The organism is Thalassobellus citreus (genome assembly GCF_044385915.1).
GTDB classification, from domain to species: Bacteria; Bacteroidota; Bacteroidia; order Flavobacteriales; family Flavobacteriaceae; genus Thalassobellus; species Thalassobellus citreus.
The window spans coordinates 45,393-69,384 of the sequence record NZ_JBISCC010000129.1; the positions used below are offsets into that span (position 1 = coordinate 45,393).

Consider the following 23,992-nt stretch of genomic DNA (forward strand, 5'->3'; position numbering starts at 1 on the left):
CTTTAATTTAAAGTAAAAACTTACTTATTTTTGTTTTATTAAAAAGAAATAAAAAGTTTGTGACTTATTAAAAAGTGATGTGTCTTAAACATTATAACAACCAAAATAGCGAAAGCTACATTATTTGAAAACCCTAGCAAATATTAACAAATTAACAGACGAAGAACTGGTAAATGGCATTGTGAAAAACAATGATACTTTACTTTTCGAGATTCTGTACGACAGATATTCTATGCTAGTATATAACAAATGTTACGGGTTTGCAAAAGATGAAGACGAAGCTAAAGATTTAACACAAGATGTATTTTTAAAACTCTTTGTTAAATTAGCAAGTTTTAAGGGGAAGTCTAAATTTTCAACATGGTTATATTCCTTTACATATAATCATTGTGTAAATTATGTCACTAGAAATACAGCTAAAAAGTTTGAGAAACAATCGGTAGATTATACTGATATAGAAAATCTTTCTGATGATGAGGAAGACGATACTAGTTTTTTAAGCATGAAGGTTGATAAACTGAAGGTAGCTTTAGAGCTAATTTCTCCAGAGGAGAAAATGATTTTATTACTAAAATACCAAGATTCTCTTTCTATAAAAGAGATTGAAAATGTTTTAGGAATAGGTGAAAGTGCGGTTAAAATGAGAATTAAACGTGCTAAAGATAAACTAGTAACCGTATATACTAATAACCTTAAATAATGGAGAATCCGTTTAAAAATTTAGACCAGCCTCTAAAGGAAGTTCCTCAGGAACTTAAGTCTAAGGTTATGAGTGATATTGCTATGGCAAAATTACTCATGGAGTTAGCGGCTTTATTCTCTTATAATATAGGAGACCTTATTGAGTCTGTAGTAAGCAAAAGAAAAAAATAAAAATCCAAATAACCCAAAGTAACCCTAACAAAAAGATTAAAACATGGAAAAAGCAACAGAATATAAGGATAGAGCTTTAGAATCTTTATCAGCTTTATGGCCTGAAATAGTAAAAGGACTTTTTACTTTAATAACAGTATTAGTTATTTTAGTTATTGGTTGGTTAATTACGAAATTAGTAGTTCGCATTATTAAGAAAGCTTTAAAGATCGCTAAAGCTAATAAGTTAGATGATAAATTAAACGATATTGAAATAATTGAAGGTAAAAAACTGAATTTTGATACCATTAAAATTGTTTCAAATTTTGTAAAATGGATCATGTACATTATGCTAATAATTATGGTTTCAGATATACTGAATTTAACCATGATTTCTGAGCAAATAAGCAGTCTTTTAGGATATTTACCTCAGTTGTTTGCAGCCATAGTTATCTTTACCATAGGACTTATTTTTGCCAATTTTATTAAAAAAGGATTAAAGTCCTTTTTTGAATCTATGGATTTATCAGGAGCAAAAATTATAAGTCAAGTTGTATTTTTCATCATCCTTATTTTTACATCTATAACAGCCTTAAATCAAGCAGGTGTAGATACAGCTATTATTACAAGTAACATTACCATGATATTGGCTGCCTTTTTGTTAGCCTTTTCATTAGCTTTTGGTTTTGGAGCACAAAAAATGGTAGGTGAATTATTAAAAACGTTTTATGCTAGAAAAACATACGAGATAGGACAAAAGATAGAATTTAATGATATTAAAGGAGAGGTAGAATCTATTGATGGCGCATCAGTAACATTAAAAACATCAGAAGGAAAATTAGTTGTACCTATTTCAGATATTGTAGAGAGTCAAGTAAGAATACGAGATTAACTTTAAGTTAGGGTTAAAATTTGGTTGGTTATTTTTGTAAACTAAAAAACTCTCAACATATCCCTTTTCATTCATTTGGAAAGGGATTTTTTTGTTTAAAATTTTTCTAGAATATTTAAAACCTCCTTTTTATAACTTCTACTTATGGGAAGTGATTTTTTATTAATAATAATTTCCTCGTGAGTAAATGACGTAATATTGGATATAGATAATATATAAGATCGATGAATTCTAATAAACTGTTCTTTTGGTAGTTTTGCTTCAATAGCACTTATGGTTTCTCTAGTTGTAATGGTTTCGTTGGCTAAGTGGATTTTTATATAATCGCTATAGCTTTCAATATAAATAATCGCATTAAAGTCTATTTTAATCATACGTCTGTCTGACCGTACAAACATAAAATCATTACTACTACTTTCTTTAATAACGTCATTCTTAGTGTTACTATAAATATCGAAATAATTATTAACGGCTTTAAGTAAGCGATCAAACGAAATAGGTTTTAGTAAATAATCGACAGCTTGAAGTTCAAAACCTTCAACAGCATAATCACGATACGCCGTTGTGAAAATAATTTTAATGTCTTTATTTATAGATTTTGCAAACGAAATACCTGTTATTTCTGACATATTTATATCAAGAAAAACCAAATCTATGGTATGATTTCTTATCGCATTAAAAGCTTCAATAGCGTTACTGCACTTGGCAACAATTTTAATATTAGGTATTTTGTTTAAATGCGTTTCTATAATGTCTCTAGCTATAGCTTCATCATCTACAATAAGGCACGATATGTTATTGTTTTGTTGCAATTATTCTGTTATATTTAGTATTAAACTCACTTTAAATAAATGGTTATCATTATTGATAGTTAGTGTGTGATTGTTTTTATATAATAAATCTAAACGCTTTTGTATATTTTCTAATCCAATACCATTTGATGATTTTTCGGTGTCTGTACTCGTGTTTTCTATATAAAAATACAGTTTTTTGTCCTTATAAGAAATATTGATATTTATGGATAGTGCACCATTTTTTATAACACCATGTTTGAAACTATTTTCAATAAAAGGCAGTAACAGCATGGGAGCTATTTTGGTGTATTCTAAAATGTTTTCGGTAACTAATTCTATATTCAATGTTTTATTGAATCTCATTTTTTCTAATTCAATATAATCTTTAATATGATTGATATCGTCTATTAAAAGCACAAACGGTTTGTCAACTTTATAAAGTAAATAATCTAATAAATTAGAAAGCTTTAAAATCATTTCTGGTGCTTCATCAGCTTTCTTCAAAGCAAATCCATACATGGTATTTAAAGTGTTAAATAAGAAATGCGGATGAATCTGCATTTTTAAATAATTTAATTCTTGTTCTTTAAGTTTAAGCTGAGTTTCTAGTATTTTATTTTCTAGTTTATTTTTTTGTTCAACATGATTTAAGTTTAGTTTTAGTAACTTAAAAGCACTTACAATGATGGTTACTAAATACACGCCAGTGGTTACTAATAATATATTCTTAGTTGCCGGATTCATATTGTTATATTCAAAACCAGCCAAATAAATTAAACTAAAAAAAATGGATAACATAATTAAGTACCCGGAAATAATGAGTGTATATAAACTGTAAATTATAAAAAGAAAATAGCGCTTTGTAATAAGGTAATCTGGTATTAATTTGTATATAGAAACATAAGTAGTTGCTATAGTAATGGGCATTAAGAATAGTGAAAAATAGAGCGTGTCTTTGTAATTTTTACTTTCAGATCCAAAGAAATAAGTAAAAAAGAATAATACAACACACCAAAATAATGCATGTAATAGTAGTTGACTTAGTTTTTTTAAAATAAAGTTCTTTTTTAACATATAGAGTAAATAGTATTACAATAATAGTATATTTTTATAGAGAATTTATGTTTTGTAGATGAATGACGGTTTTAAGAGGGGTTTTCGCAATTTGTAAAATCCCGTTCTAATTAGGTTATTCATCGCATTTAAAAATTTAAAAGAATGTTCTACAGTAAGTTTGTGAGATATTAATCAAAAAACAAACAGTTATGTATGTATTAACACAATTAGCATTACCAAAATTATTAATGGTTTCAAGTCCCTTAGTAGATCGATTCAATGAGGGAGGTACTTTTTTTATGTCGCTTATTCTTATTTGCTTTTTATTATCTATCTTTTTTTTAATTAAAGGTTTTATAAGTATAAAAAAGAATGGTGAGACATCAAAAAAAATGATTCAATTAGTTGTAGATAGTAGTCTTTTAGGACTTACATTAGGATTTTTAGGATCTGTAATTGGATTAATAACAGCATTCGATTCTGTAGAAGCTATGGGAGATGCAGATCCTTCTATTTTTGCTGGAGGACTAAAAGTGTCTTTATTAACAGCCGTTTTTGGACTTTTTACTTTTGTTATTGCTAGAATAGGTATTCTTGCTTTAAGAGGGTTGCAAAAATCGTAATCAATCTAATTTTAAAATTTTTTTAAACAATTTTACTCAAAGTAATCGTTTGAGCTCTTTAGTTATTCATACTAACTGTTTAAATTTTAATTTATTTTTTAAATGACACATAAAAAAATAGTAGTATTCGTTATAGTGATTTTTGTTTTAATGCAGCAGTCAATTAATGCTCAAACAAATAAAAGCCAACAATTTTTACAAAACGTAGGTGCGTTAGATAGTATTTATTCTAAAACCTTAAATGAATCTAGAGACATCTATATTCAATTGCCAGATAGCTATAATGCTGAGGTTAATAAAACGTATCCTGTTGCTTATATTTTAGATGGAGAATTGTTTCTTCCCATAGTAAGTAATGTTCAGAGTTTTTATAGTGGCGGGTTTATACCAGAAATGGTGTTAATAGGTATTTCAAATGCTAAAAGCAGGACAAGAGATTTAACAACATCTAAAATAACATCAAAATATGGTATGCCGTTTAATGAAGAAAATGGAGGCGCTGCTAATTTCTTGAAATTTATTAAAGAGGAATTAGTTCCTTATGTTGAAAGTAATTATAGAGTAACCAATTACAGAACATTAATAGGGCATTCTTACGGCGGATTATTTGGTGTTTATACATTAATTAATGATCCTGATGTATTTGCTAATTATTTGTGTATTGACCCAAGTTTAGATTGGGATAATCAAAAAGTATTAAAACAAGCAGAAGCTGTTTTGTCTAAAAACGATTTTTCGAAAAAATCTTTATACGTCTCTTTAAGTGGTCAGTTGCATATGCAAAATCCAAATATCACTATAGATAATGTTATGAAAGACACCACAGATTTCACTGTTTTTTCACGTTCAAATTTGATGCTGTCAAATATAATAGAGAAGCATGAACAAAACGGTTTGAATTATACATGGCAGTTTTATGCTAACGATATACATGGTACAATTCCTTTGCCTTCTATTAAAGATGGATTGTTGTCAACTTTTAAATGGTTTCAAATGGAAAACACAGATAAAATAAATTCTCCAGAAACATCAAAAGAAGACCTTTTTAATATTATAAAGCATAGAGAAATAAAACTTAAAGATCATTTTGGGTATCAAGTACCACCATACCCTGAGATGCTTTTAAACATGTCTGGATATATGAATATGGAAATGGGACAGCTAGATAAATCTAAAATGTATTTTGAACTTGCCGTAAAATATTTTCCAAAAAGTGATAATGCTTATGATTCTATGGCCGATTATTATGAAACTCAAAAAGATTATAAAAACGCATTAAAATATGTAACTAGAGCTTTTGAATTGAATAGTAAGGATTATTATAAAAAGCGAATTCAAGAACTAAAGATTAAGAAATAGCAATAATGAATTTTTAAAACAAAAAATCCTTTTCATTCATTTGAAAGGGATTTTTTTATTTATATAAACGTATGATTAGGCTTAGGGCTAATCAGTTTCTTTCCTGTTTATCGCGTCTCTTTTTAATATCCGAAAGAGGTAAACCTTTTTCACGTATGTAGAAATTGTTTTTCGGACTTCCAATAATTTGAGAAGCATACACACCTGAATGTCCAGAAAACAAATAAGCCGTACTACAAGCTAAAGCAATAAAAACGCCTGCTTCGATACCAAATAATTCAATGCCCATAATAGTACATGCAATAGGCGTATTGGTAGCGCCTGCAAAAACAGCAACAAAGCCCATGCCTGCCAGCAATCCCATGGGTAACGGGATAAACCAAATTAACACATTTCCTAAAGTAGCACCTATAAAAAATAAAGGCGTTACTTCGCCTCCTTTAAAACCAGCACCTAGCGTAAAAGAGGTGAGTAATACTTTTAATAAAAAGTCATAAGAGTTGAGATTGACATCAAAAGCCTCTACTATGGTAGGAATACCTAAACCAATGTACTTAGTTGTTCCCATAAAGTAAATGGTAACGGCTAAAATAACACCACCGACAACAGGTCGTAATGGCGGGTATTTAATATGTTTTTTAAATAAGTTACTCCAAAAATGAGTCGATTTAGAAAACAACATAGCAACCAAACCAAAAATAATACCTGCTAATAAAGCCCATAATAGGTTTACAGGATTCATTTCGGCAACCGTAGAAATATGGTAATGTGTATGCGATACATTCCAGATTTCACAAAAATAGTTTGCAAAAACAGCCCCCATAAAACTTGGGATGATAGCATCAAGTCTAATTCTTCCTAAAACTAAAACCTCAAGAGCAAAAATACCACCGGCTAAAGGCGTTCCAAAAACAGAAGCAAAACCAGCACTAATACCTGCAATTAAAAGAATTTGTCTATCGCGTTTAGAGAGTTTTAAAATTTTGGTAAACTGGTCGGCAATAGCGCCACCAATTTGTACAGCTGTACCCTCGCGACCTGCCGATCCTCCAAATAAATGTGTTACAATAGTGCCAAATAACACCAAAGGAGCCATTTTAAAAGGGATTATTTTTTTTGGTGAGTGAAATTCTTCAAGTAATAAGTTATTGCCTTTTACAACATCATTACCATATAAATGATACGACAAGCCAATAATAAAACCGCCAATTGGTAACAACCAAATAATCCATAAATGAGATTCTCTGTAATTTGTAGCCCATTCTAAACTTGTAAGAAAGAAAGCCGAAACACTACCAGCAACAGCGCCTAAAAGCAAACAAATAAACACCCATTTTACAAGATAGAGTAGTGTGGGAACTTGTTCAATAGAGAGTAAGAATTTTTTAATTTTAGCTATCATAAAGTGCAATGTGTTGCAAATATAAATTAAATATTAGATAGGTGATTATTTTGAAAGGCATTAGATTGTTTGCTAAGCATTAGCAAATCTAATTCTATTAGTTTTGTTTCTATTTCAACTAATCCAACGTCAATTTTATCATTAAAGCTTTTTATCTTAAAAGAGGTGTTTTAATTTTTATTGAAATTTAATTTGGTAACTTTTATTTTACAATAAGGTTACTTTGAAACTTGCTTAGCGGCATGAGGTTTGTGATATCTGTTTTTCAATCTTAAAAACAACAGATTATGAAAAACAAATTAATTATTGCATTGCTATTAGTAGGTTCAACAGTTTTTGCGCAAAACACTGAAGAAAAATTTGAAATTCCTAAAAACCAGTGGACGTTAGGAGGGAACGTTAGTTTTAATTCTAGGAGTTCAGAATATGAAAATAATTCTGTAAATAGTATTAATAAATATGAGAATAAAGCTAAAGGCTTTGGTATAAAACCAGAAGTTGGTTATGCTATAAGTAATAATTTAATTTTGGGTTTAGGTGTTGGTTATTTATATTCTGAATATGAAAATATAAATAGTGAAGAGTATCAAACTAAAACATATAGAGTAACACCATACGTACGAAAATATTTTCCATTAAATGAGAGATTTGCTTTTAACATACAGGGAGAATTATCATTTTCTGATAGTGAGCGTAAAACTAAAGAAGAAGGCTCAACTAATTTTTCATCAATAGGGAAAGGTAATGATTTTTTTGTAGGTTTAAGACCAGGAATAACATATAGCTTATCTCATAAAATTTATTTAAACGCTACTATGGGTACTTTAGGGTTTACTAATAGTAAATGGGAATCTGATAGTAGTAAAGATAAAACGGATGTATTTGATTTTAACTTAGGAACTTCAAATTTAGCTTTTGGGCTCTTAATTTTGATCTAAACTTAAAACCATGTGTTAATCCTTTATTAGCATCAAGTAATGTAATTTTATAATCTCCTTTTATTAATTTAAAAGGAGATTTTTTTGTTTATGTTCATTTTGTCATTCCTGCGCAGGCAGGAATCCACAAGTCAGAAATTAATTAAGTAGACTTTAGTTTTAGCGGAATAGACTTAAATTTAACAAATACACCCGCGTTAGGGATTGCCGTGAAAAGCCCACAGCGACGTAGGAGCGAGGACTTGTAACAGAAAGCCCGACCCGATAGGGTAACGCCCAAAAAATTACTTTCTCTTATTTCGTTTGTTATAATTTTTATCGCCTCTAGTTTTAGGCTTTTTGTACTTAGCTGCTATTTTAAATTTGTAGGAACCACCTAAGTTTTCTTTAGAATTCTTTTCAGATTTCTGGTGAAAGGCTGGTCCTGGCGCATCTTCGTCTGTATTGCGTTTGTTAGGGTTGTTACGTTCTTTTATTACCGGACGCTCTTCTTGAATAAGTTCGGTAGATATTGTAACGGTTTCTGGAATTTCCAATAACGGAATTTCCATATTCATTAAGGTTTCAATATTCTCAATGGCATCGGCTTCCTTTTCGGTATTAAAAATAAGGGCTTCTCCTTTACGTTCGGCACGACCTGTTCTACCAATACGGTGCATGTAGTTTTCTGGGTAAATTGGTGTGTCGAAATTAATAACATGCGATACGTTGTCAATATCTAATCCACGCGCCATAACATCGGTAGCCACTAAAATACGGTTGTCTCCGTTTCTAAATTGCTCGATACTACGTAAACGGTAATTTTGTGTTTTGTTAGAGTGAATGACGCATAACTCATCATGAAAAATTTCATCGAGTTGATCGAACAAGCGATCGGCCATTTTTTTATACGCCACAAATATTAAAACCTTATTAAAGGTTTCGGTATCGTTTAGTAAATGTGTTAGTAAATTTACTTTGGTATAAAAATTAGGAACTTTGTAACGTGTTTGCGAGATGTTATCTAGCGGTGTTCCAGAAATAGCAATGGATACACGCTCTGGAGTTTTAAAGAAATCGTTAATTAGTAAATCGACATCTTCGGTCATGGTTGCCGAAAACATAATGTTTTGTCTCTTTTCTGGAAGTATATCGAAAATATTAATTAACTGATGTTTAAAGCCTAAATCTAGCATGACATCAACTTCATCAATCACTAATTTTTGTATTGATTTTAATTGTAATACACGGCTTAAAGCTAAATCGTATAATCTACCTGGTGTTGCTACTAAAATATCAATACCCTCGGCAATGGCTTGCTTTTGCGTGTTAATGTTAGTGCCTCCATACACTCCTAATACACGGTTATTGATGTATTTTGATAGTTTTTCAATTTCATCTACCACCTGCACCACCAATTCGCGTGTTGGTACTAACACCAAAATACGCGGATTTTCTTGTGTCGAAAATTTTAAATTCTTTAAAATAGGCAACATGTAGGCAAAGGTTTTACCAGTACCTGTTTGGGCAATACCAACCATATCCCTACCCGAACTTACCACATTAAAAGCTTCTGCTTGAATGGGTGTAGGTGTTGTAAAGCCTAAATCGTCTAAGGCGTTATATAGTGGGGTGTTTAAATTTAAATCGTGAAATGTCAAAATATGCTATTTAGCTGGCAAAGTTACGTTTATTATTTTTTAGATGGTTTATTACCTTTAAGTAAAATATTATCGAATTCGTTAATTTTTAATTATTTAAAAACTAACTTAGTATATTAAAAAAATATAGATGATTAGAAAAAATATTTTTGCAATTATTTTTTTGATACCGCTTTATATTATTGCACAAAACAATTCGGCTGATATTAAGCAATTTATAGATAGTGTAGATGAAAAAACACCTCAATTACTTCGTGGTTTTAATGTTCCTGGAGCTGTTATAGGAATTATTGAAAATGGGGAAATTATTTTACAAAAGGGTTATGGTTATTCTAACGTTGATAAAGAGATTAAAGTAACTACTAAGACAGGTTTTAATATTGGATCAATCTCAAAAACCGTAACAGCTTGGGGAATTATGAAATTAGTGCAAGAAGGGAAAATAGAGCTTGATGCCCCAGCTGAAAAGTATCTTACACGATGGCATCTGCCAAAATCAGGTTTTGATTCAAATGAAGTAACAATAAGAAGATTGTTAAGTCATACAGCAGGATTGTCATTACACGGATACCCTGGGTGGTCGCCTAATGATATATTGCCAACAATAGAGGAGTCTTTAAATGGTAAAAATAATGGACCAGGACGTGTAAAAATAATTATGGAACCAGGAACTAAATGGAAGTATTCTGGAGGAGGATTTACAATTCTTCAATTAATAATTGAAGAAGTAACAGGGGAGAAATTTGAGGATTATATGCAAACAGAAATATTAAATCCTCTTGGAATGATTAATAGTAGTTATACTATTGATGAAAAAATATTAAATTCTTCATCTTTAGAATATAATGATTTTGGAGAAGAAATAGATTTTGAGTTGTTTACTGCAAAAGCAGCAGCTGGATTACATACAACTTTAGAAGATTTTATGCTTTTTGTACAAGCAAGTCTTTATAAAAGTGAAAACAACAAAAGTTATCAGCATATTTTATCGACAGATTATGTTGAACAAATGATGTCACCAGAACCAGAAACTAATGGAGTTTATGGTTTAGGGTATCAAGTGGAAATATTAGGAGATTCAAAGGTTTTAAAAGGTCATGGAGGGGCTAATTCAGGTTGGCATGCTTTGTTTATGGTAGACCCAATCTCTAATGATGGATTTATTATGTTTACAAACGGAGGTGCAGGATATAATATTTATAGTCAGATAATTTGTTATTGGGAGCATTGGAAAAGCAGTAAAAAGGTAGATGATGCTGATTGTAATAAACTACCTTCTATCTCAAATAAGATAAAACAAATTATAGATGTTGATGGTACTAATTATATTAATAATGATTATTTTGAATTAAAAAAAAATCAATTAGATAAATATAATTTTTCTGAGGAACAATTAAATAAATTGGGCTACTATTATTTAGGAAAAGGAGCAATTGAAAACTCAATTGCTGTATTCAAACTAAATGTTGAAGCTTTCCCAGAATCCTATAATGTTTATGATAGTTATGCTGAGGCTCTTTTAAAAGGGAATTATAGAGATAAGGCTATAGAAAATTATATAAAATCAGTAGAGTTAAATTCAGATAACTATAATGCAATAGAAATATTGAAGAAATTAGGTGTAAAAAAACACTAAAAATTTAATAGAGATTTATATAACACCCATAAAAATAATTACACTAAATGTTCATTCCCTATTTCAATACTGTAGCTTGCATTAAAGGTCTCGTTAGGTGCAAGTTTTATAATACCTTCTTTGGTTTTTAAATCTTGATTGGTGTTTTCGTTATCGGCAATACCTAGCCAAGGTTCTATACAAACGTAATCGCCTTCTGGTTTTGCCCAAATACCTAAAAAGTCGAAATCATTATAAGTAAAAGATAAAATGTTTCCGTATTTATTACTCTTTAAGATGACTTTTCTAGATTTTAAATCTTTAAAAATAAGCGCATCGGCATTAAATAAGTCGTGCATAAGCGGTAACAAATTCGTATTATTAAATACGGATTTTGTTTTAGGTGAAATAAGGCCGTTTTCCATATTGATGAGGTGTGTTTCAGAGTTTTCAGGGTGTTCGAATTCTAAAACGTAATCATCATAATTTTCATCGTCATACACAGGGCACTTAAAAGCAGGATGGCCGCCAACCGAGAAATACATGGGTTTGCTATCAACGTTTTTAACGGTGTGTGCTATTGTTATGGTTGTGTCTGTTAGTGTGTACTTAATATAAAACTCAAACTTAAACGGATATGTTTTTAGCGTTGCTTCACTATAAATAAGTTTGAATGTTAAGCTGTTTTCGGTTTGTTCGTGTAGCGTAACATGGTCGTTGTTTCGCACCATACCATGTTTTGGTAAACTATATGCTTTATCTTCAAAAAAATAGGTGTCGTTTTTTAAAGCACCAATAATTGGGAATAGGTTAGGCGCGAAGCTACCCCAAACATCTGGGTTGGCATTCCACATAAATTCGGTGTGATGCTTTGTCGATGTAATTTTGCATAATTCGGCGCCAATTTTTTTAACTGCAATCTTAAGTTTCTCGTTTTGTAAGGTGTACATGCTTTTAGATGTTTAAAGTACAAAAATCTTAATTTTTTAAGTATTCTACTTAACTTTGCGCAATAATCTTTTTTATTGAGAACAAAACAAATTTTTAAATTTAAAGATTCTAAAGTCTTTAAAAGTCAGATTCGCATTTGGGCACAACAGTTTGATGATGTGGTTTGGCTAGATTCTAATAATTACGAGCAAAGCTATTCTAATTACGATGCGGTTTTGGCGGTTGATGCGTTTACTGGCATTCAAACAGATTATCTTCAGGGTTTTGAAAAACTAAAAGAGTATCAAACCTTAGTAAACGATTGGATTTTTGGGTACCTAACCTACGATTTAAAAAACGATGTTGAAGCTTTAAAATCGACTAATTTTGATGGTTTAGAATTTCCTGATTTATACTTTTTTCAGCCTAAGAAACTATTTTTATTTAGAGGTGATAATGTTGAAATTCAATATTTAAATTGTGTTGATGATGAAATTGAAGACGATTTAAACGCTATTGAGAATATAGATGATAGTGACCTTGAGAGCAAGATTTCCGATGATCAAATCAAAATAAAACTTCGCATTCATAAAGATGAATACTTCGAGAAAATAAAAAATATGCTTGCCCATATACATCGTGGCGATATTTATGAAGCGAATTTTTGTCAAGAGTTTTATGCCGAAGACACAACAATTAATCCTTTAGAGACTTATAATAAACTTAATGACATTTCTAATCCGCCTTTTGCAACTTTTTTAAAATGTCAAGATAAATACTTGCTATCGGCTTCACCAGAGCGTTACTTGAAAAAAGAAGGAACAACCTTAATTTCGCAGCCTATAAAAGGAACAGCAAAGCGTTCGTTAGATGTTGAAGAAGATGCGAAGCTGAAACAGGATTTGTTAGAAAACGAAAAGGAGCGAAGTGAAAACATTATGATTGTTGATTTGGTACGTAACGATTTGTCTAAAACCGCCACTAAAGGAAGTGTGAAAGTAAAAGAGTTGTGCAAGATTTATACCTTCGACCAAGTGCATCAAATGATTTCTTCGGTTACATCGCAAGTTGAAGCTTCAACACATCCTATAGATATTATAAAAAGCACCTTCCCAATGGGAAGTATGACGGGCGCTCCTAAAATTTCGGCAATGCAAATTATTGAAGATTTAGAAGCTACCAAACGCGGACTCTACTCAGGTGCCGTGGGGTATTTTTCCCCCACAGGCGATTTCGATTTTAATGTGGTTATTCGTAGTATTTTATATAACGAAACCAAAAAATACGTGTCTTATTCCGTTGGTGGCGCTATTACAGCAAAAAGCGACCCGTTAAAAGAATACGAGGAATGTTTGGTAAAGGCTAAAGCGATGCGAACGGTTTTGGAGAACTAATCAATATGATCTTTAAACTGATCTTTGACTTCATTAAAAATAAACTCCACACGTTTTACTTCCATAGATCTTACTTTTGATATTTCTTCAAAACTTAGCTTCCCAAAAACTATTAAATCAATAATATTCGACACGTTTAATGGTAACCAACTGTATAAACTGCCTAGTCTTTTTTTAGAGTCATTAAGTGACGCGGTATCAATATCAAAAGCTTCTAAAACCGAACTATCATTATCGGCATATAAAAACAAATGTTTGTGTTTATGGTCTTGCTTGTACGAGATATCATTTAAATCTTCATTCATAACAAAATCCATATCGGCATCAACAGTATATTTTTCTTCTAAATCATCCAATTCTTCTTCTAAAATAGAATTTGTGCTAATCGTGTTTTTATGAAAGGCCTCTTTTTTAAAAAGCGTGTTTAAATCGGCATCAACAATTTTAAAAAGCTTCAGTTTTATGGTTGTAGCATCGCTATCAATATTATATCCTTTTTCGTAGTATTTAGCAATAGCCTCGTCAATAATACCATGAGACGTATACATGTTTTTAGGAATAATTCCCGTAGATATTGCAATGTATAGTCTGTGCTTAACATAGGCTTGTAAATGTTGGGTTGCAGAAATAACACGTTTATCAAAAGCTTCTTTTGTTTTTTTATCGTTTATTTTATCTAATGAGCACATAACAATAGTATTTAAAATTAATACTTAAAAGGTACTTCTGTTTTAGAATAAAATTCATGATTTATATCATTTTATATTAACGATTTTCGATTAAATTAAACCCTCAAAGTTGTATATTTGAACCATGTTTGCACAATTTGAACACCATTTAGAATCGCGTTTACCTTTTTTGAAAAAAAGCAAACTTCTTATAGCCATTTCTGGAGGAATTGATAGTGTGATTTTAACACATGTATCTCATAAAGCAGGTTTAAATATCGCATTAGCACATTGTAATTTTAATTTGCGTGGTGAAGAAAGCGATGCCGATGAAAACTTTGTTTTGCAATTGGCAGAAAGCTTAGATTTAGAAGCCTTTGTTGAAAGTTTTGATACCAATGCATATGCCAAGAAACATAAGGTTTCTATACAAATGGCAGCGAGAGAACTTCGTTATAATTGGTTTGAAGGATTAGCAGAACAGCTAAGTTTCGATTATGTTTTAACAGCGCATCATGCCGATGATAATTTAGAAACTTTTTTAATCAATTTATCAAGAGGCACTGGGTTAGATGGTTTAACAGGTATTCCTGAAGTTAACAACCATTTTGTGAGACCACTGTTACCATTTTCTAGTAGCGATATCGAAACTTACGCTAAAGCGAACAATATAAAGTGGCGAGACGATAGCAGTAATGCCTCTACGAAGTATTTACGGAATAAATTAAGGCACGATGTGATTCCTATTTTGAAGGAAATGAATCCAAGTGTATTACAGAATTTTCAAAATACAATTAGTAATTTAAATGATACAGCCGATATTGTTGAAGAAAGCATTGATGGTTTTTTTAATAATGCTGTTGAAATGATAGACGACCATCAAATGGTTTTTAAAATTTCTGAATTTAAAAAGCTGAATAACCCGAAAGCGTATCTATTTGAAATATTTAAAGATTACGGATTTACAGAATGGGATGATGTTGTAAGTCTTTTAGATGCACAATCTGGCAAGCAAGTTTTGTCGTCTACTCACCGTTTAATAAAAGATAGAGAGCATGTTTTGTTAAGCGAGCTTTTTGTAGAAGCAAATGAAAGTATTGTTATTTCTGAAACAGATAAAAACGTTGAAACCCCATTGGGGATTTTGCTTTTTGATGAAGCGGATGCTATTTTAAAAAAACAAAACAATGTTATTTATGTTGATAAAGACGTTTTGAAATTCCCATTGAAACTAAGAAAATGGCAAGAAGGCGATGTGTTTTATCCGTTAGGAATGACAGGAAAAAAGAAGCTGAGTAAGTATTTTAAAGACGAAAAATTATCGCTTTTAGATAAAGAAAACACCTGGTTGTTATGTTCTGAAAATACGATTGTTTGGGTTGTTAACCGTAGAGCAGATAACAGGTTTCGAGTAACTGATAAAACGAAGCAAATACTTAAAATTGAGTTGAAGTAAACTGACATGCTGAGTGCAGTCGAAGCATTTTATTAATTAAACAATATGTCATTCCTGCGTAGGCAGGAATCTATAATAAACATGAAGCTACAAGGTAACATAGTCGATATACTAAACAAACGTATTTTTAAAGGTGAAGTTACTTTTAAGGATGGCAAAATAGTTTCTATTCAAGAGAAAGATCACGATGTAAATCATTACATATTACCAGGGTTTGTAGATGCTCACATTCATATTGAAAGCTCTATGTTAGTGCCTAGTGAGTTTGCTCGTCTAGCAGTTACTCATGGTACGGTAGCAACTGTTTCAGATCCGCATGAGATAGCCAATGTTTTAGGTGTTGAAGGTGTTGAGTTTATGATTGAAAATGGGAAGCAAGTGCCTCTTAAATTCAATTTTGGAGCACCATCTTGCGTACCAGCAACAACTTTTGAATCGGCAGGAGCTGTTATAGATTCAGATGCTATTAAAAGACTTCTGGAAAATCCAGATATTAAGTATTTAGCAGAAATGATGAATTATCCAGGCGTGTTGTTTGATGATGATGAAGTCATGAAAAAAATAGCATGGGCTAAATATTTTAATAAACCCGTTGATGGTCATGCACCAGGTTTAAGAGGAAAGGATGTTTTAAAATATATAAGAGCAGGTATTTCTACAGATCATGAGTGTTTTTCTTATGACGAAGCTTTAGAAAAGCTTCAAAAAGGTATGAAAATTTTAATTCGTGAAGGTAGTGCTGCTAAGAATTTTGAAGCCTTAATAGATTTAGCTTCAGAGCATTTTGAAAGCATGATGTTTTGTAGTGACGATAAACATCCAGACGATTTAATATTAGATCACATTAATAAACTTTGTGCACGAGCGGTAGCAAAAGGAGTTGATGTTTTTAAAGTGCTGCAAATGGCATGTATTAACCCTGTAAAACATTATAATTTAGATGTGGGATTGTTACAGATTGGCGATGATGCCGATTGTATTGTTGTGGAAGATTTAGTCAACTTTAAAACGCTTCAAACATATATAAATGGCACATTGGTGTTTAATGAAGGAGTGTCCTTGATTAAGCCCGTTGTTTTTGAAAATTTGAATAATTTCAATTGTGATAAAAAAGAAATTTCAGATTTTAAGTTTGAATCTTCAGCTAAAAAAATAAGAGTTATTGAAGCTTTAGAAGGGCAGTTAGTAACTAACGAACTAAAAGAAGACGCTTTAATTGTACATGGAAACTTAGTTTCAAATATTGAAAAAGATATTTTAAAAATGACGGTGGTTAACCGTTACAATAACGATGATCCAGCCATAGCGTTCATTAAAAATTTCGGTTTGAAAGATGGAGCGATAGCATCTTCCGTAGGTCATGATTCTCATAATATTATTGCTGTAGGAGTTAGTGATGAAGCCATTTGTAAAGCGGTTAATTTTCTTATTGAAAACAAAGGTGGTATTTGTGCTGTGTCCAATTCCGAAGAAAAAATAATTTCATTGCCTGTTGCAGGAATTATGAGTGATAAAGATGGTAAAACAGTAGGCGAAGATTATGCGAAACTCGACAAGATGGCAAAAGAATTAGGAAGCACTTTACATGCGCCTTATATGACCTTGTCTTTTATGGCTTTGTTGGTTATTCCATCATTAAAATTAAGTGATAAGGGGCTTTTTAATGGCACCGATTTTAAATTTACAGACTTAGAAGTCAACTAAAAACGTGTTGTTTTTTAGTAAAAGACGCAAAGTATAAAAGAATATGAAAATTTTAATATTAATTTCACCAACTGAAAACTGCGACTGCGACAGAATACTGTAAATATGCCAATAATAGACGCTGCCTACAAACCTTCATTTCTTTTTAAAAACGGATTCATTTCTACAGTTTACTCGGGTTTAGTTCGGCGCGTTAAACTAAAGCAAGAGCGCGAACGAATTACTTTAAAAGATGGCGATTTTTTAGATTTAGATTGGAGTTTCTCTAAGGAGAAATCAAACAAACTTGTGTTGTGTTTTCACGGATTAGAAGGTCACGGACAAAGACCGTATGTAACGGGTTTAGCAAAATTGTTTAATAATGATGGTATTGATGCCATCTGTGTGAATTTTAGAGGTTGTAGTGGAGAAGATAATTTAAAATACAGAAGTTACCATTCTGGAGCTACCGATGATTTGGAAGACATTATAGAGCATGTTTTAGCTTTAAATAAATATACAGATATCTATTTATACGGTATAAGTTTAGGTGCTAACGTAATATTAAAATATTTAGGTGAGCGCGATGAAGTACCAAATGAAATAAAAGCAGGTGTTGCTATTTCTGTACCTGCAGATTTAATGGGTTCTTGTAACGAACTTTATAAACCTAAAAACAGATTGTATTCCAATCGATTTTTGAATCATTTAACGAAACGATTAGTTAATAAGCTTGTTAAGTTTCCTGAGGATTTATCGCAAGAAGAATTTTGTACCATTAAAACACTCATAGATTTTGATGATGTTTACACTTCTAAAGCTCATGGTTTTAGAGATGCCATAGATTATTATGCAAAAAGCAGTTGTCTTCAGTTTTTACCAAATATAAAAACACCAGCATTAATTATTAATGCGTTGAATGATTCGTTTTTATCTCCAGAATGCTATCCTGTAAAGGAAGCAAAAGAAAATCCGAATTTATACTTAGAGATGCCTCAATATGGAGGACATGTTGGGTTTATTGGTAAAAAGAATGTGTATTATAATGAAGCACGCGCTTTAGAGTTTATTAAAATACACGCTTAAATATAAAACGCCGATGTATGCTTAATGTCCTTTAAAACAAAGGTGCTATTTAGTACGCCAATATTTTCAATTTTAGAAAGTTTGTATTTTACAAAATTGTGATAGCTTTCTAAGTCCTTGGTATTTATTTTTAAAATAAAATCAACTTGTCCTGCCATATGGTAACACTCTTGTACTTCTTTTAAATTCTGAATTTGTTCTTCAAACTTTTCAATAAACGCTTCATTATGATAGCGCATCGATACTTGGCATATGGTAGTTACTGATCTGTCAATAAGTTTTTTGTCAAGTATCGCAACATATTTTTTTATAAACCCTTGTTTTTCAAGACGACGAATACGTTCGTAAACAGGTGAAGGTGTTAAGTTTAAAATGTTAGCAATTTCTTTAGCAGTTTTTTTAGAATCGTTTTGTAAAATTCTAAGGATGGTTACATCGGTTTCGTCTAAATTTTCCATGAAATGTCAAATAAAAATTATGGCAAAGATTAATTTATTTAAATATAAAAAGTAAATATAGCTTTTTTTTTATTGTTTTTAAGCTTTTATTACTTGTTTGTTGTGTTTTTTGGAGTTTAAAACTTCTATAATGTAATTTTGTTAGTGAATAATACTTTTTATAATGAACACTAAAATTTTAATAATAGGAGCAAATGGTCAATTAGGGTCTGTGCTAACTACAGCTTTACAAGACAAGTATGGACTTGAAAATGTAATTGCTTCCGATTTAAGAAAAGCAGAGCATAATCATGGGATATTTGAGATTATTGATGCTACAGATTATGATAGAATTCAACATGTAGTCACACAATATAAAATCTCTCAAATTTATCATTTAGCCGCTATTCTTTCTGCTAGAGGTGAAGAAAATCCTTTACAAACTTGGGATATTAACACAAAAACCTTATTAAATGTTCTTGAAATATCAAGACTTAATGATATTGAAAAAGTGTTTTATCCGAGTTCTATTGCTGTTTTTGGTGATGCAGCTCCTAAACAGGATACCCCAAACGATGCGTATTTAAATCCTTCTACAGTATACGGAATCAGTAAGGTTGATGGTGAAAATTGGGCACAGTATTATTTCCTTAAATACGGATTAGATGTACGATCTATTCGTTATCCAGGAGTTATTGGCTATCAATCATTACCAGGAGGCGGTACAACCGATTATGCGGTAGATATTTATCATAAAGCGGTTTTAAAAGAATCATTTACATGCTTTCTAAATGATGATACAACGCTGCCTATGATATATATGGATGATGTTATTAGAGCAACTATAGAACTTATGGAAGCACCTTTAGAACATATAAAAATAAGAACCTCTTATAATATTGCAGGTGTTAGTTTTTCGCCTAAAGATGTGGCTTTAGAAATATCTAAAATCTTTCCTGATTTTACGATAACTTATAAACCAGATTTTAGAGAAACTATTGCTAAGAATTGGCCAAAATCTATTGATGACTCTCAGGCACAAACAGATTGGGGTTGGCAGCCTAATTATAATCTAGAAGCCATTACAAAAGATATGATAAGTGCCTTAACAGATTATTATAAAAAGGCCGTTTAAGCAACAAAAAAAATAAAAATAAAATTATGTATTCAAATATAAAAGACGATTTACAAAACGAGTTAAACGAAATTAAAGCAGCAGGCTTGTATAAAGAAGAACGTATTATAACAACGCCGCAAGGTGCTGAAATTAGTACAACAGCTTCAGATGGCGTGTTGAATTTTTGTGCTAACAATTATTTAGGATTATCATCACATACAGAGGTGATTGAAGCGAGTAAAAAAGTAATTGATACACATGGTTTCGGATTGTCATCGGTACGTTTTATTTGTGGAACTCAAAATATTCATAAAGAATTAGAGCAAAAAACAGCTAATTTTTTAGGAATGGAAGATTGTATTTTATACGCAGCTGCTTTTGATGCTAATGGCGGGATTTTTGAACCTATTTTAGGGGCGGAAGATGCTATTATTTCTGATGCTTTAAACCATGCATCTATTATTGATGGCATTAGATTGTGTAAAGCAGGACGTTTTAGATATAACCATAATGATATGGCAGATTTAGAAGCACAATTAATCAAGGCTAAAGATGCTCGTAGAAAACTAATTGTGACCGATGGTTCTTTTTCTATGGATGGAACAATAGCACAGCTAGATAAAATTTGTGATTTAGCCGATAGATATGATGCTATGGTTATGATTGATGAATGTCATTCTACAGGTTTTATTGGTAAAACTGGTCGTGGAACCCATGAGTACAGAAATGTCATGGATAGAGTTGATATTATTACAGGAACTTACGGAAAAGCATTAGGAGGTGCATCAGGAGGTTTTACAGCGGCAAGAAAAGAGATTGTAGATATGCTTAGACAGCGTTCTAGACCTTATTTGTTTTCAAATACATTAGCGCCGTCTGTAGTTGGTGCTTCTATTAAAGTGTTAGATTTATTGAGTGAGTCCACTCATTTACGTGATAAGTTAGTTGAAAATACTACTTATTTTAGATCAGAAGTCGTAGCTGCTGGTTTTAATATTATTTCTGGCGATCATCCTATAGTGCCAATCATGTTGGGAGATGCTAAATTAGCTCAAGAATTTGCTTCAAAATTATTGATAGAAGGCATTTATGTAATAGGCTTCTTTTACCCTGTTGTGCCGCAAGGGAAAGCTAGAATACGTGTTCAAATATCTGCAGCTCACGATCGTAAAGATTTAGAAAAGGCTATTCAAGCTTTTGTAAAAGTTGGTAAAGAGCTGGGGGTGATATAATATAATTTTTAGTTTAAGAATGGTTTAAAGTGTTTTTCTTAAATCTATGTTAAAAGGCATCAAGTAATTATTCTTGGTGCCTTTTTTTGTATTTTAGAAAGATTAAATCATTAATTAATCGATTCTAAAAACTACAGCTATGCCAACATTCAACTTGAAAATTAATGATAAAACATATACTGTCGAGGCAGATATGGATACCCCTTTATTGTGGGTTTTGAGAGATCAAATAAATTTATTAGGTACTAAATATGGTTGTGGAGTAGGACAATGTGGTGCTTGTACAGTTCATGTAGAAGGTGTTGCAACTCGTAGCTGTTTGCTTCAAGTATCTCAAGCTGCAGGAATGAATATTACAACCATCGAAGGTCTTTCAGAAACAGGCGATCATCCTGTTCAAAAGGCGTGGGTTGAGCATGATGTTCCTCAGTGTGGCTATTGTCAAGCAGGGCAAATTATGTCGGCTGTGTCGTTATTAAAGAATAATCCAGATCCATCAGATAAAGATATCGAAGCCGCAATGAATGGAAATATTTGTCGCTGTGGTACCTATTTGAGAATTAAACAAGCTATTAAAACCGCTTCAAAACTATAAACTCAGAAATCATGACAAAAATAAAAACACAATATAATCGTCGTTCATTTCTGAAAATATCTGCAGCAGCAGGTGGCGGTATGCTTATAGGATTTAGTTGGTTAACGGGTTGCGTTTCAGATTCTAATGTTAAAACAGTTGAGGTTCCAAACGAATGGTTTGATATCAATGGTTATATCAAGATAGGAGACACAGGCATGGTTACCATATATTCGCCCAATCCAGAAATTGGTCAGAATGTAAAAACCTCCATGCCCATGATTGTTGCAGAAGAATTGGATGTAGATTGGAATCATGTTGTTGTAGAACAAGCGCCTTTAAATACAGGGTTTTATCAAAATCAGTTTGCAGGAGGGAGTTTATCGATTCGATTGAGTTGGAACGCATTGCGACTAGCAGGAGCAACAGGAAGACGTATGTTATTAGAAGCAGCAGCTAAAGAATGGGGTTTAAGCGTTTCCGATTTAACTGTAAATAAAGGAATCATTAAAGAAAAAAATGGAGAGCGAAGTATTTCTTATGGAGAGATAGCGTCAAAAGCTGTTGGGATTGAAATTCCTGAAGAAGTAGAACTTAAAAGTCCAAAGAATTTCAACTTAATAGGAACCAGCCAAAAGAATGTAGATAGAAATGAAATAATTACCGGAAAACCTCTATTTGGTTTAGATTTTACAAGAGAAGGCATGCAATTAGCCATGATTCAGCACCCGCCTGCTTTTGGTATGAAGGTGAAGGGGTTTAATGCTGAAGAGATAAAAAGTATGCCTGGGGTAAAAGATGCGTTTATTATTGATATTTCTATAGAAGAACCTTCATGGTCTGATGAAAAAGGGTTTTTAGAGCTTATAGCTATTGTAGGGGATTCTACTTGGCAATTAATGAAAGCGAAAAAGCGAATAAAAGCCAATTGGGAAGTTATTGGTGAATTAGAAAATTCAGGTATTCATACCGAAAGATTAGAAAAAGCAATTGCATCTGGAAAAGCAGTGAAAATCAGAAAAGATGGCGATCCGGAAGCAGCTTTTAAAAGGGCTGCAAAAGTTATTGAACGCACTTATACAGCGCCATTCATCGCTCATAATACCATGGAGCCCATGAATTTCTTTGCAAACGTTACTGAAAATTCTGCTGAACTAATTGGTCCTACTCAAACACCAGAGGCGTTGGAGACATCTGTTTCTAAATTATTAAATATGCCTATTGAGGATATAACAGTTAATATGACTAGAATTGGTGGTGGGTTTGGTAGGAGACTTTATGTTCATTTTGGTGTAGAAGCAGCTGCTATTTCTAAAAAAATAGGAGGCCCTGTAAAACTTATTTATACAAGAGAAGACGATATGAGTCAAGGGACTTACCGACCAGCTTATATAATTAAATACAAAGCAGGGTTGGATGAAAATAATAAACTTATTGCTTTTACAGCAAAAGGAGCAGGGTTACCAGGAGGTCCCATGTTTCCTAATCGTTTTCCAGCTGGCACAGTTGAAAATTATTCTGCCGAAGAATTTAGAGCAAAAACCAATGTAACCACTGGAGCATGGCGAGCCCCTAGTTCTAATTTTACTGCTGGAGCGGAACAATCATTTTTAGATGAAGTAGCCGAATTAGCTGGAGCCGATCCTATAGATTTTCGATTAGAATTATTTGAACGTGCCATAAGTAATCCTATAGGAGAAAAAAATGATTATGAGGCAGAACGTTATGCGGGCGTTTTGAAATTGGTTAAGGAGAAATCTAATTGGGGAGTGTCAAAACCAGGAGTGCATCGTGGTGTAGCAGCTTATTTTTGTCATTCAACCTATGTGGCTGAAGTTGTAGATATGATTGTTGAAGATGGAAAACCTAAAATAAAAAAGGTGTGGTGTGCTGTTGATTGTGGTATTGTAGTAAATCCAGATGCTGCAATAAATATGATTCAAGGTGGCGTTATAGACGGTATAGGGCACGCTATGTATAGTGAGCTAACTTTTGAAAATGGAGCTCCTAATGAAATGAATTTCGATAGATATCAATTAATTCGTCATTCGCAAGTACCAGAAGATATCGAAGTTTTCTTTGTAGAAAGTAATATAGATCCAACGGGATTAGGCGAACCAGGACTGCCACCAGCTATTGGTGCATTGGCAAATGCGCTATATAAGGTAACAGGTCAGCGATATTATAAGCAGCCCTTTATCTCAAAACAACCAGTTGTTAGCTAAATTAGAATATACTTTTTTA

Annotated in this window: 22 protein-coding genes; 15 read left to right on the forward strand and 7 right to left on the reverse strand. The window is 31.9% G+C overall.

Annotation, left to right across the window (positions count from 1 at the left end; all coding sequences use genetic code 11):
• Window positions 1-124 precede the first annotated feature (124 nt).
• The 3 genes from ACH5TX_RS16210 to ACH5TX_RS16220 are packed head-to-tail and all read left to right on the forward strand — an operon-like array spanning window position 125 to window position 1,744.
• Window positions 125-700 (forward strand): RNA polymerase sigma factor, encoded by a 576-nt coding sequence (locus tag ACH5TX_RS16210; RefSeq protein WP_439340536.1) that lies wholly within the window; start codon window positions 125-127, stop codon window positions 698-700.
• On the forward strand, window positions 700-873 hold the full coding sequence (locus ACH5TX_RS16215; protein ID WP_439340537.1) for a hypothetical protein: 174 nt from the start codon (window positions 700-702) through the stop codon (window positions 871-873). The genes ACH5TX_RS16210 and ACH5TX_RS16215 overlap by 1 nt, the downstream gene beginning before the upstream one ends.
• 43 nt (window positions 874-916) lie before the next feature.
• On the forward strand, window positions 917-1,744 hold the full coding sequence (locus ACH5TX_RS16220) for a mechanosensitive ion channel family protein (protein WP_439340538.1): 828 nt from the start codon (window positions 917-919) through the stop codon (window positions 1,742-1,744).
• Window positions 1,745-1,839: 95 nt separating this feature from the next.
• Here ACH5TX_RS16220 and ACH5TX_RS16225 read toward each other — a convergent pair whose 3' ends face one another.
• Together ACH5TX_RS16225 and ACH5TX_RS16230 are read right to left on the reverse strand one after the other, a co-directional pair.
• Window positions 1,840-2,556 carry a LytR/AlgR family response regulator transcription factor gene (locus ACH5TX_RS16225; RefSeq protein WP_439340539.1) on the reverse strand — a complete coding sequence of 239 codons (717 nt, stop codon included), beginning with the start codon at window positions 2,554-2,556 and terminating at the stop codon, window positions 1,840-1,842.
• Window positions 2,557-3,282: a sensor histidine kinase gene (locus tag ACH5TX_RS16230; RefSeq protein ID WP_439340540.1), complete on the reverse strand. Its 726-nt coding sequence runs from the start codon at window positions 3,280-3,282 to the stop codon at window positions 2,557-2,559.
• A gap of 521 nt (window positions 3,283-3,803) precedes the next feature.
• Here ACH5TX_RS16230 and ACH5TX_RS16235 point away from each other — a divergent pair.
• Together ACH5TX_RS16235 and ACH5TX_RS16240 are read left to right on the forward strand one after the other, a co-directional pair.
• Window positions 3,804-4,217: a MotA/TolQ/ExbB proton channel family protein gene (locus tag ACH5TX_RS16235; protein ID WP_439340541.1), complete on the forward strand. Its 414-nt coding sequence runs from the start codon at window positions 3,804-3,806 to the stop codon at window positions 4,215-4,217.
• A 102-nt stretch (window positions 4,218-4,319) separates the two neighbouring features.
• Window positions 4,320-5,576 (forward strand): alpha/beta hydrolase-fold protein, encoded by a 1,257-nt coding sequence (locus ACH5TX_RS16240; RefSeq protein WP_439340542.1) that lies wholly within the window; start codon window positions 4,320-4,322, stop codon window positions 5,574-5,576.
• 91 nt (window positions 5,577-5,667) lie between these two features.
• On the opposite strand, the gene ACH5TX_RS16245 is transcribed toward ACH5TX_RS16240, so the two are convergent.
• Window positions 5,668-6,978 (reverse strand): voltage-gated chloride channel family protein, encoded by a 1,311-nt coding sequence (locus ACH5TX_RS16245; RefSeq protein ID WP_439340543.1) that lies wholly within the window; start codon window positions 6,976-6,978, stop codon window positions 5,668-5,670.
• A 287-nt stretch (window positions 6,979-7,265) separates the two neighbouring features.
• Here ACH5TX_RS16245 and ACH5TX_RS16250 point away from each other — a divergent pair, with 287 nt between their 5' ends.
• On the forward strand, window positions 7,266-7,916 hold the full coding sequence (locus ACH5TX_RS16250; protein WP_439340544.1) for an outer membrane beta-barrel protein: 651 nt from the start codon (window positions 7,266-7,268) through the stop codon (window positions 7,914-7,916).
• Window positions 7,917-8,200: 284 nt separating this feature from the next.
• On the opposite strand, the gene ACH5TX_RS16255 is transcribed toward ACH5TX_RS16250, so the two are convergent.
• Complete coding sequence (locus ACH5TX_RS16255) at window positions 8,201-9,556, reverse strand: DEAD/DEAH box helicase (protein ID WP_439340545.1); 1,356 nt, start codon at window positions 9,554-9,556, stop codon at window positions 8,201-8,203.
• 130 nt (window positions 9,557-9,686) lie between these two features.
• Here ACH5TX_RS16255 and ACH5TX_RS16260 point away from each other — a divergent pair, with 130 nt between their 5' ends.
• Complete coding sequence (locus ACH5TX_RS16260; RefSeq protein ID WP_439340546.1) at window positions 9,687-11,192, forward strand: serine hydrolase domain-containing protein; 1,506 nt, start codon at window positions 9,687-9,689, stop codon at window positions 11,190-11,192.
• Window positions 11,193-11,230: 38 nt separating this feature from the next.
• Here ACH5TX_RS16260 and ACH5TX_RS16265 read toward each other — a convergent pair whose 3' ends face one another.
• Complete coding sequence (locus ACH5TX_RS16265; RefSeq protein ID WP_439340547.1) at window positions 11,231-12,121, reverse strand: aldose 1-epimerase family protein; 891 nt, start codon at window positions 12,119-12,121, stop codon at window positions 11,231-11,233.
• Between the two features lie 75 nt (window positions 12,122-12,196).
• On the opposite strand from ACH5TX_RS16265, the gene pabB reads away from it, so the two are divergent.
• On the forward strand, window positions 12,197-13,495 hold the full coding sequence (gene pabB, locus ACH5TX_RS16270; protein ID WP_439340548.1) for an aminodeoxychorismate synthase component I: 1,299 nt from the start codon (window positions 12,197-12,199) through the stop codon (window positions 13,493-13,495).
• Here pabB and ACH5TX_RS16275 read toward each other — a convergent pair.
• A complete protein-coding gene (locus ACH5TX_RS16275; protein WP_439340549.1) occupies window positions 13,492-14,184 on the reverse strand; it encodes a hypothetical protein in 693 nt (230 codons plus the stop codon). The two genes, pabB and ACH5TX_RS16275, sit on opposite strands and share 4 nt — an antisense overlap.
• Before the next feature lie 124 nt (window positions 14,185-14,308).
• On the opposite strand from ACH5TX_RS16275, the gene tilS reads away from it, so the two are divergent.
• The 3 genes from tilS to ACH5TX_RS16290 all read left to right on the forward strand — a co-directional run bounded on the left by tilS (window position 14,309) and on the right by ACH5TX_RS16290 (window position 18,388).
• Window positions 14,309-15,619 carry a tRNA lysidine(34) synthetase TilS gene (tilS, locus tag ACH5TX_RS16280; RefSeq protein ID WP_439340550.1) on the forward strand — a complete coding sequence of 437 codons (1,311 nt, stop codon included), beginning with the start codon at window positions 14,309-14,311 and terminating at the stop codon, window positions 15,617-15,619.
• A gap of 81 nt (window positions 15,620-15,700) precedes the next feature.
• Window positions 15,701-17,323 carry an adenine deaminase gene (gene ade, locus ACH5TX_RS16285; RefSeq protein ID WP_439340551.1) on the forward strand — a complete coding sequence of 541 codons (1,623 nt, stop codon included), beginning with the start codon at window positions 15,701-15,703 and terminating at the stop codon, window positions 17,321-17,323.
• Window positions 17,324-17,428: 105 nt separating this feature from the next.
• Window positions 17,429-18,388 (forward strand): YheT family hydrolase, encoded by a 960-nt coding sequence (locus tag ACH5TX_RS16290; protein WP_439340552.1) that lies wholly within the window; start codon window positions 17,429-17,431, stop codon window positions 18,386-18,388.
• On the opposite strand, the gene ACH5TX_RS16295 is transcribed toward ACH5TX_RS16290, so the two are convergent.
• Window positions 18,385-18,846: an Lrp/AsnC family transcriptional regulator gene (locus ACH5TX_RS16295; RefSeq protein ID WP_439340553.1), complete on the reverse strand. Its 462-nt coding sequence runs from the start codon at window positions 18,844-18,846 to the stop codon at window positions 18,385-18,387. The two genes, ACH5TX_RS16290 and ACH5TX_RS16295, sit on opposite strands and share 4 nt — an antisense overlap.
• A 163-nt stretch (window positions 18,847-19,009) precedes the next feature.
• Between ACH5TX_RS16295 and ACH5TX_RS16300 the strand changes: the two genes are divergently transcribed.
• From ACH5TX_RS16300 to ACH5TX_RS16315, 4 genes are all read left to right on the forward strand, one after another.
• On the forward strand, window positions 19,010-19,960 hold the full coding sequence (locus ACH5TX_RS16300) for an NAD-dependent epimerase/dehydratase family protein (RefSeq protein ID WP_439340554.1): 951 nt from the start codon (window positions 19,010-19,012) through the stop codon (window positions 19,958-19,960).
• 26 nt (window positions 19,961-19,986) lie between these two features.
• Window positions 19,987-21,174, forward strand: coding sequence for a glycine C-acetyltransferase (gene kbl / locus ACH5TX_RS16305; protein WP_439340555.1), 1,188 nt, complete (start codon window positions 19,987-19,989; stop codon window positions 21,172-21,174).
• Between the two features lie 139 nt (window positions 21,175-21,313).
• Window positions 21,314-21,769, forward strand: coding sequence for a (2Fe-2S)-binding protein (locus tag ACH5TX_RS16310; protein ID WP_439340556.1), 456 nt, complete (start codon window positions 21,314-21,316; stop codon window positions 21,767-21,769).
• A gap of 11 nt (window positions 21,770-21,780) precedes the next feature.
• On the forward strand, window positions 21,781-23,973 hold the full coding sequence (locus tag ACH5TX_RS16315; protein ID WP_439340557.1) for a molybdopterin cofactor-binding domain-containing protein: 2,193 nt from the start codon (window positions 21,781-21,783) through the stop codon (window positions 23,971-23,973).
• The last annotated feature ends 19 nt before the right edge of the window (window positions 23,974-23,992 follow it).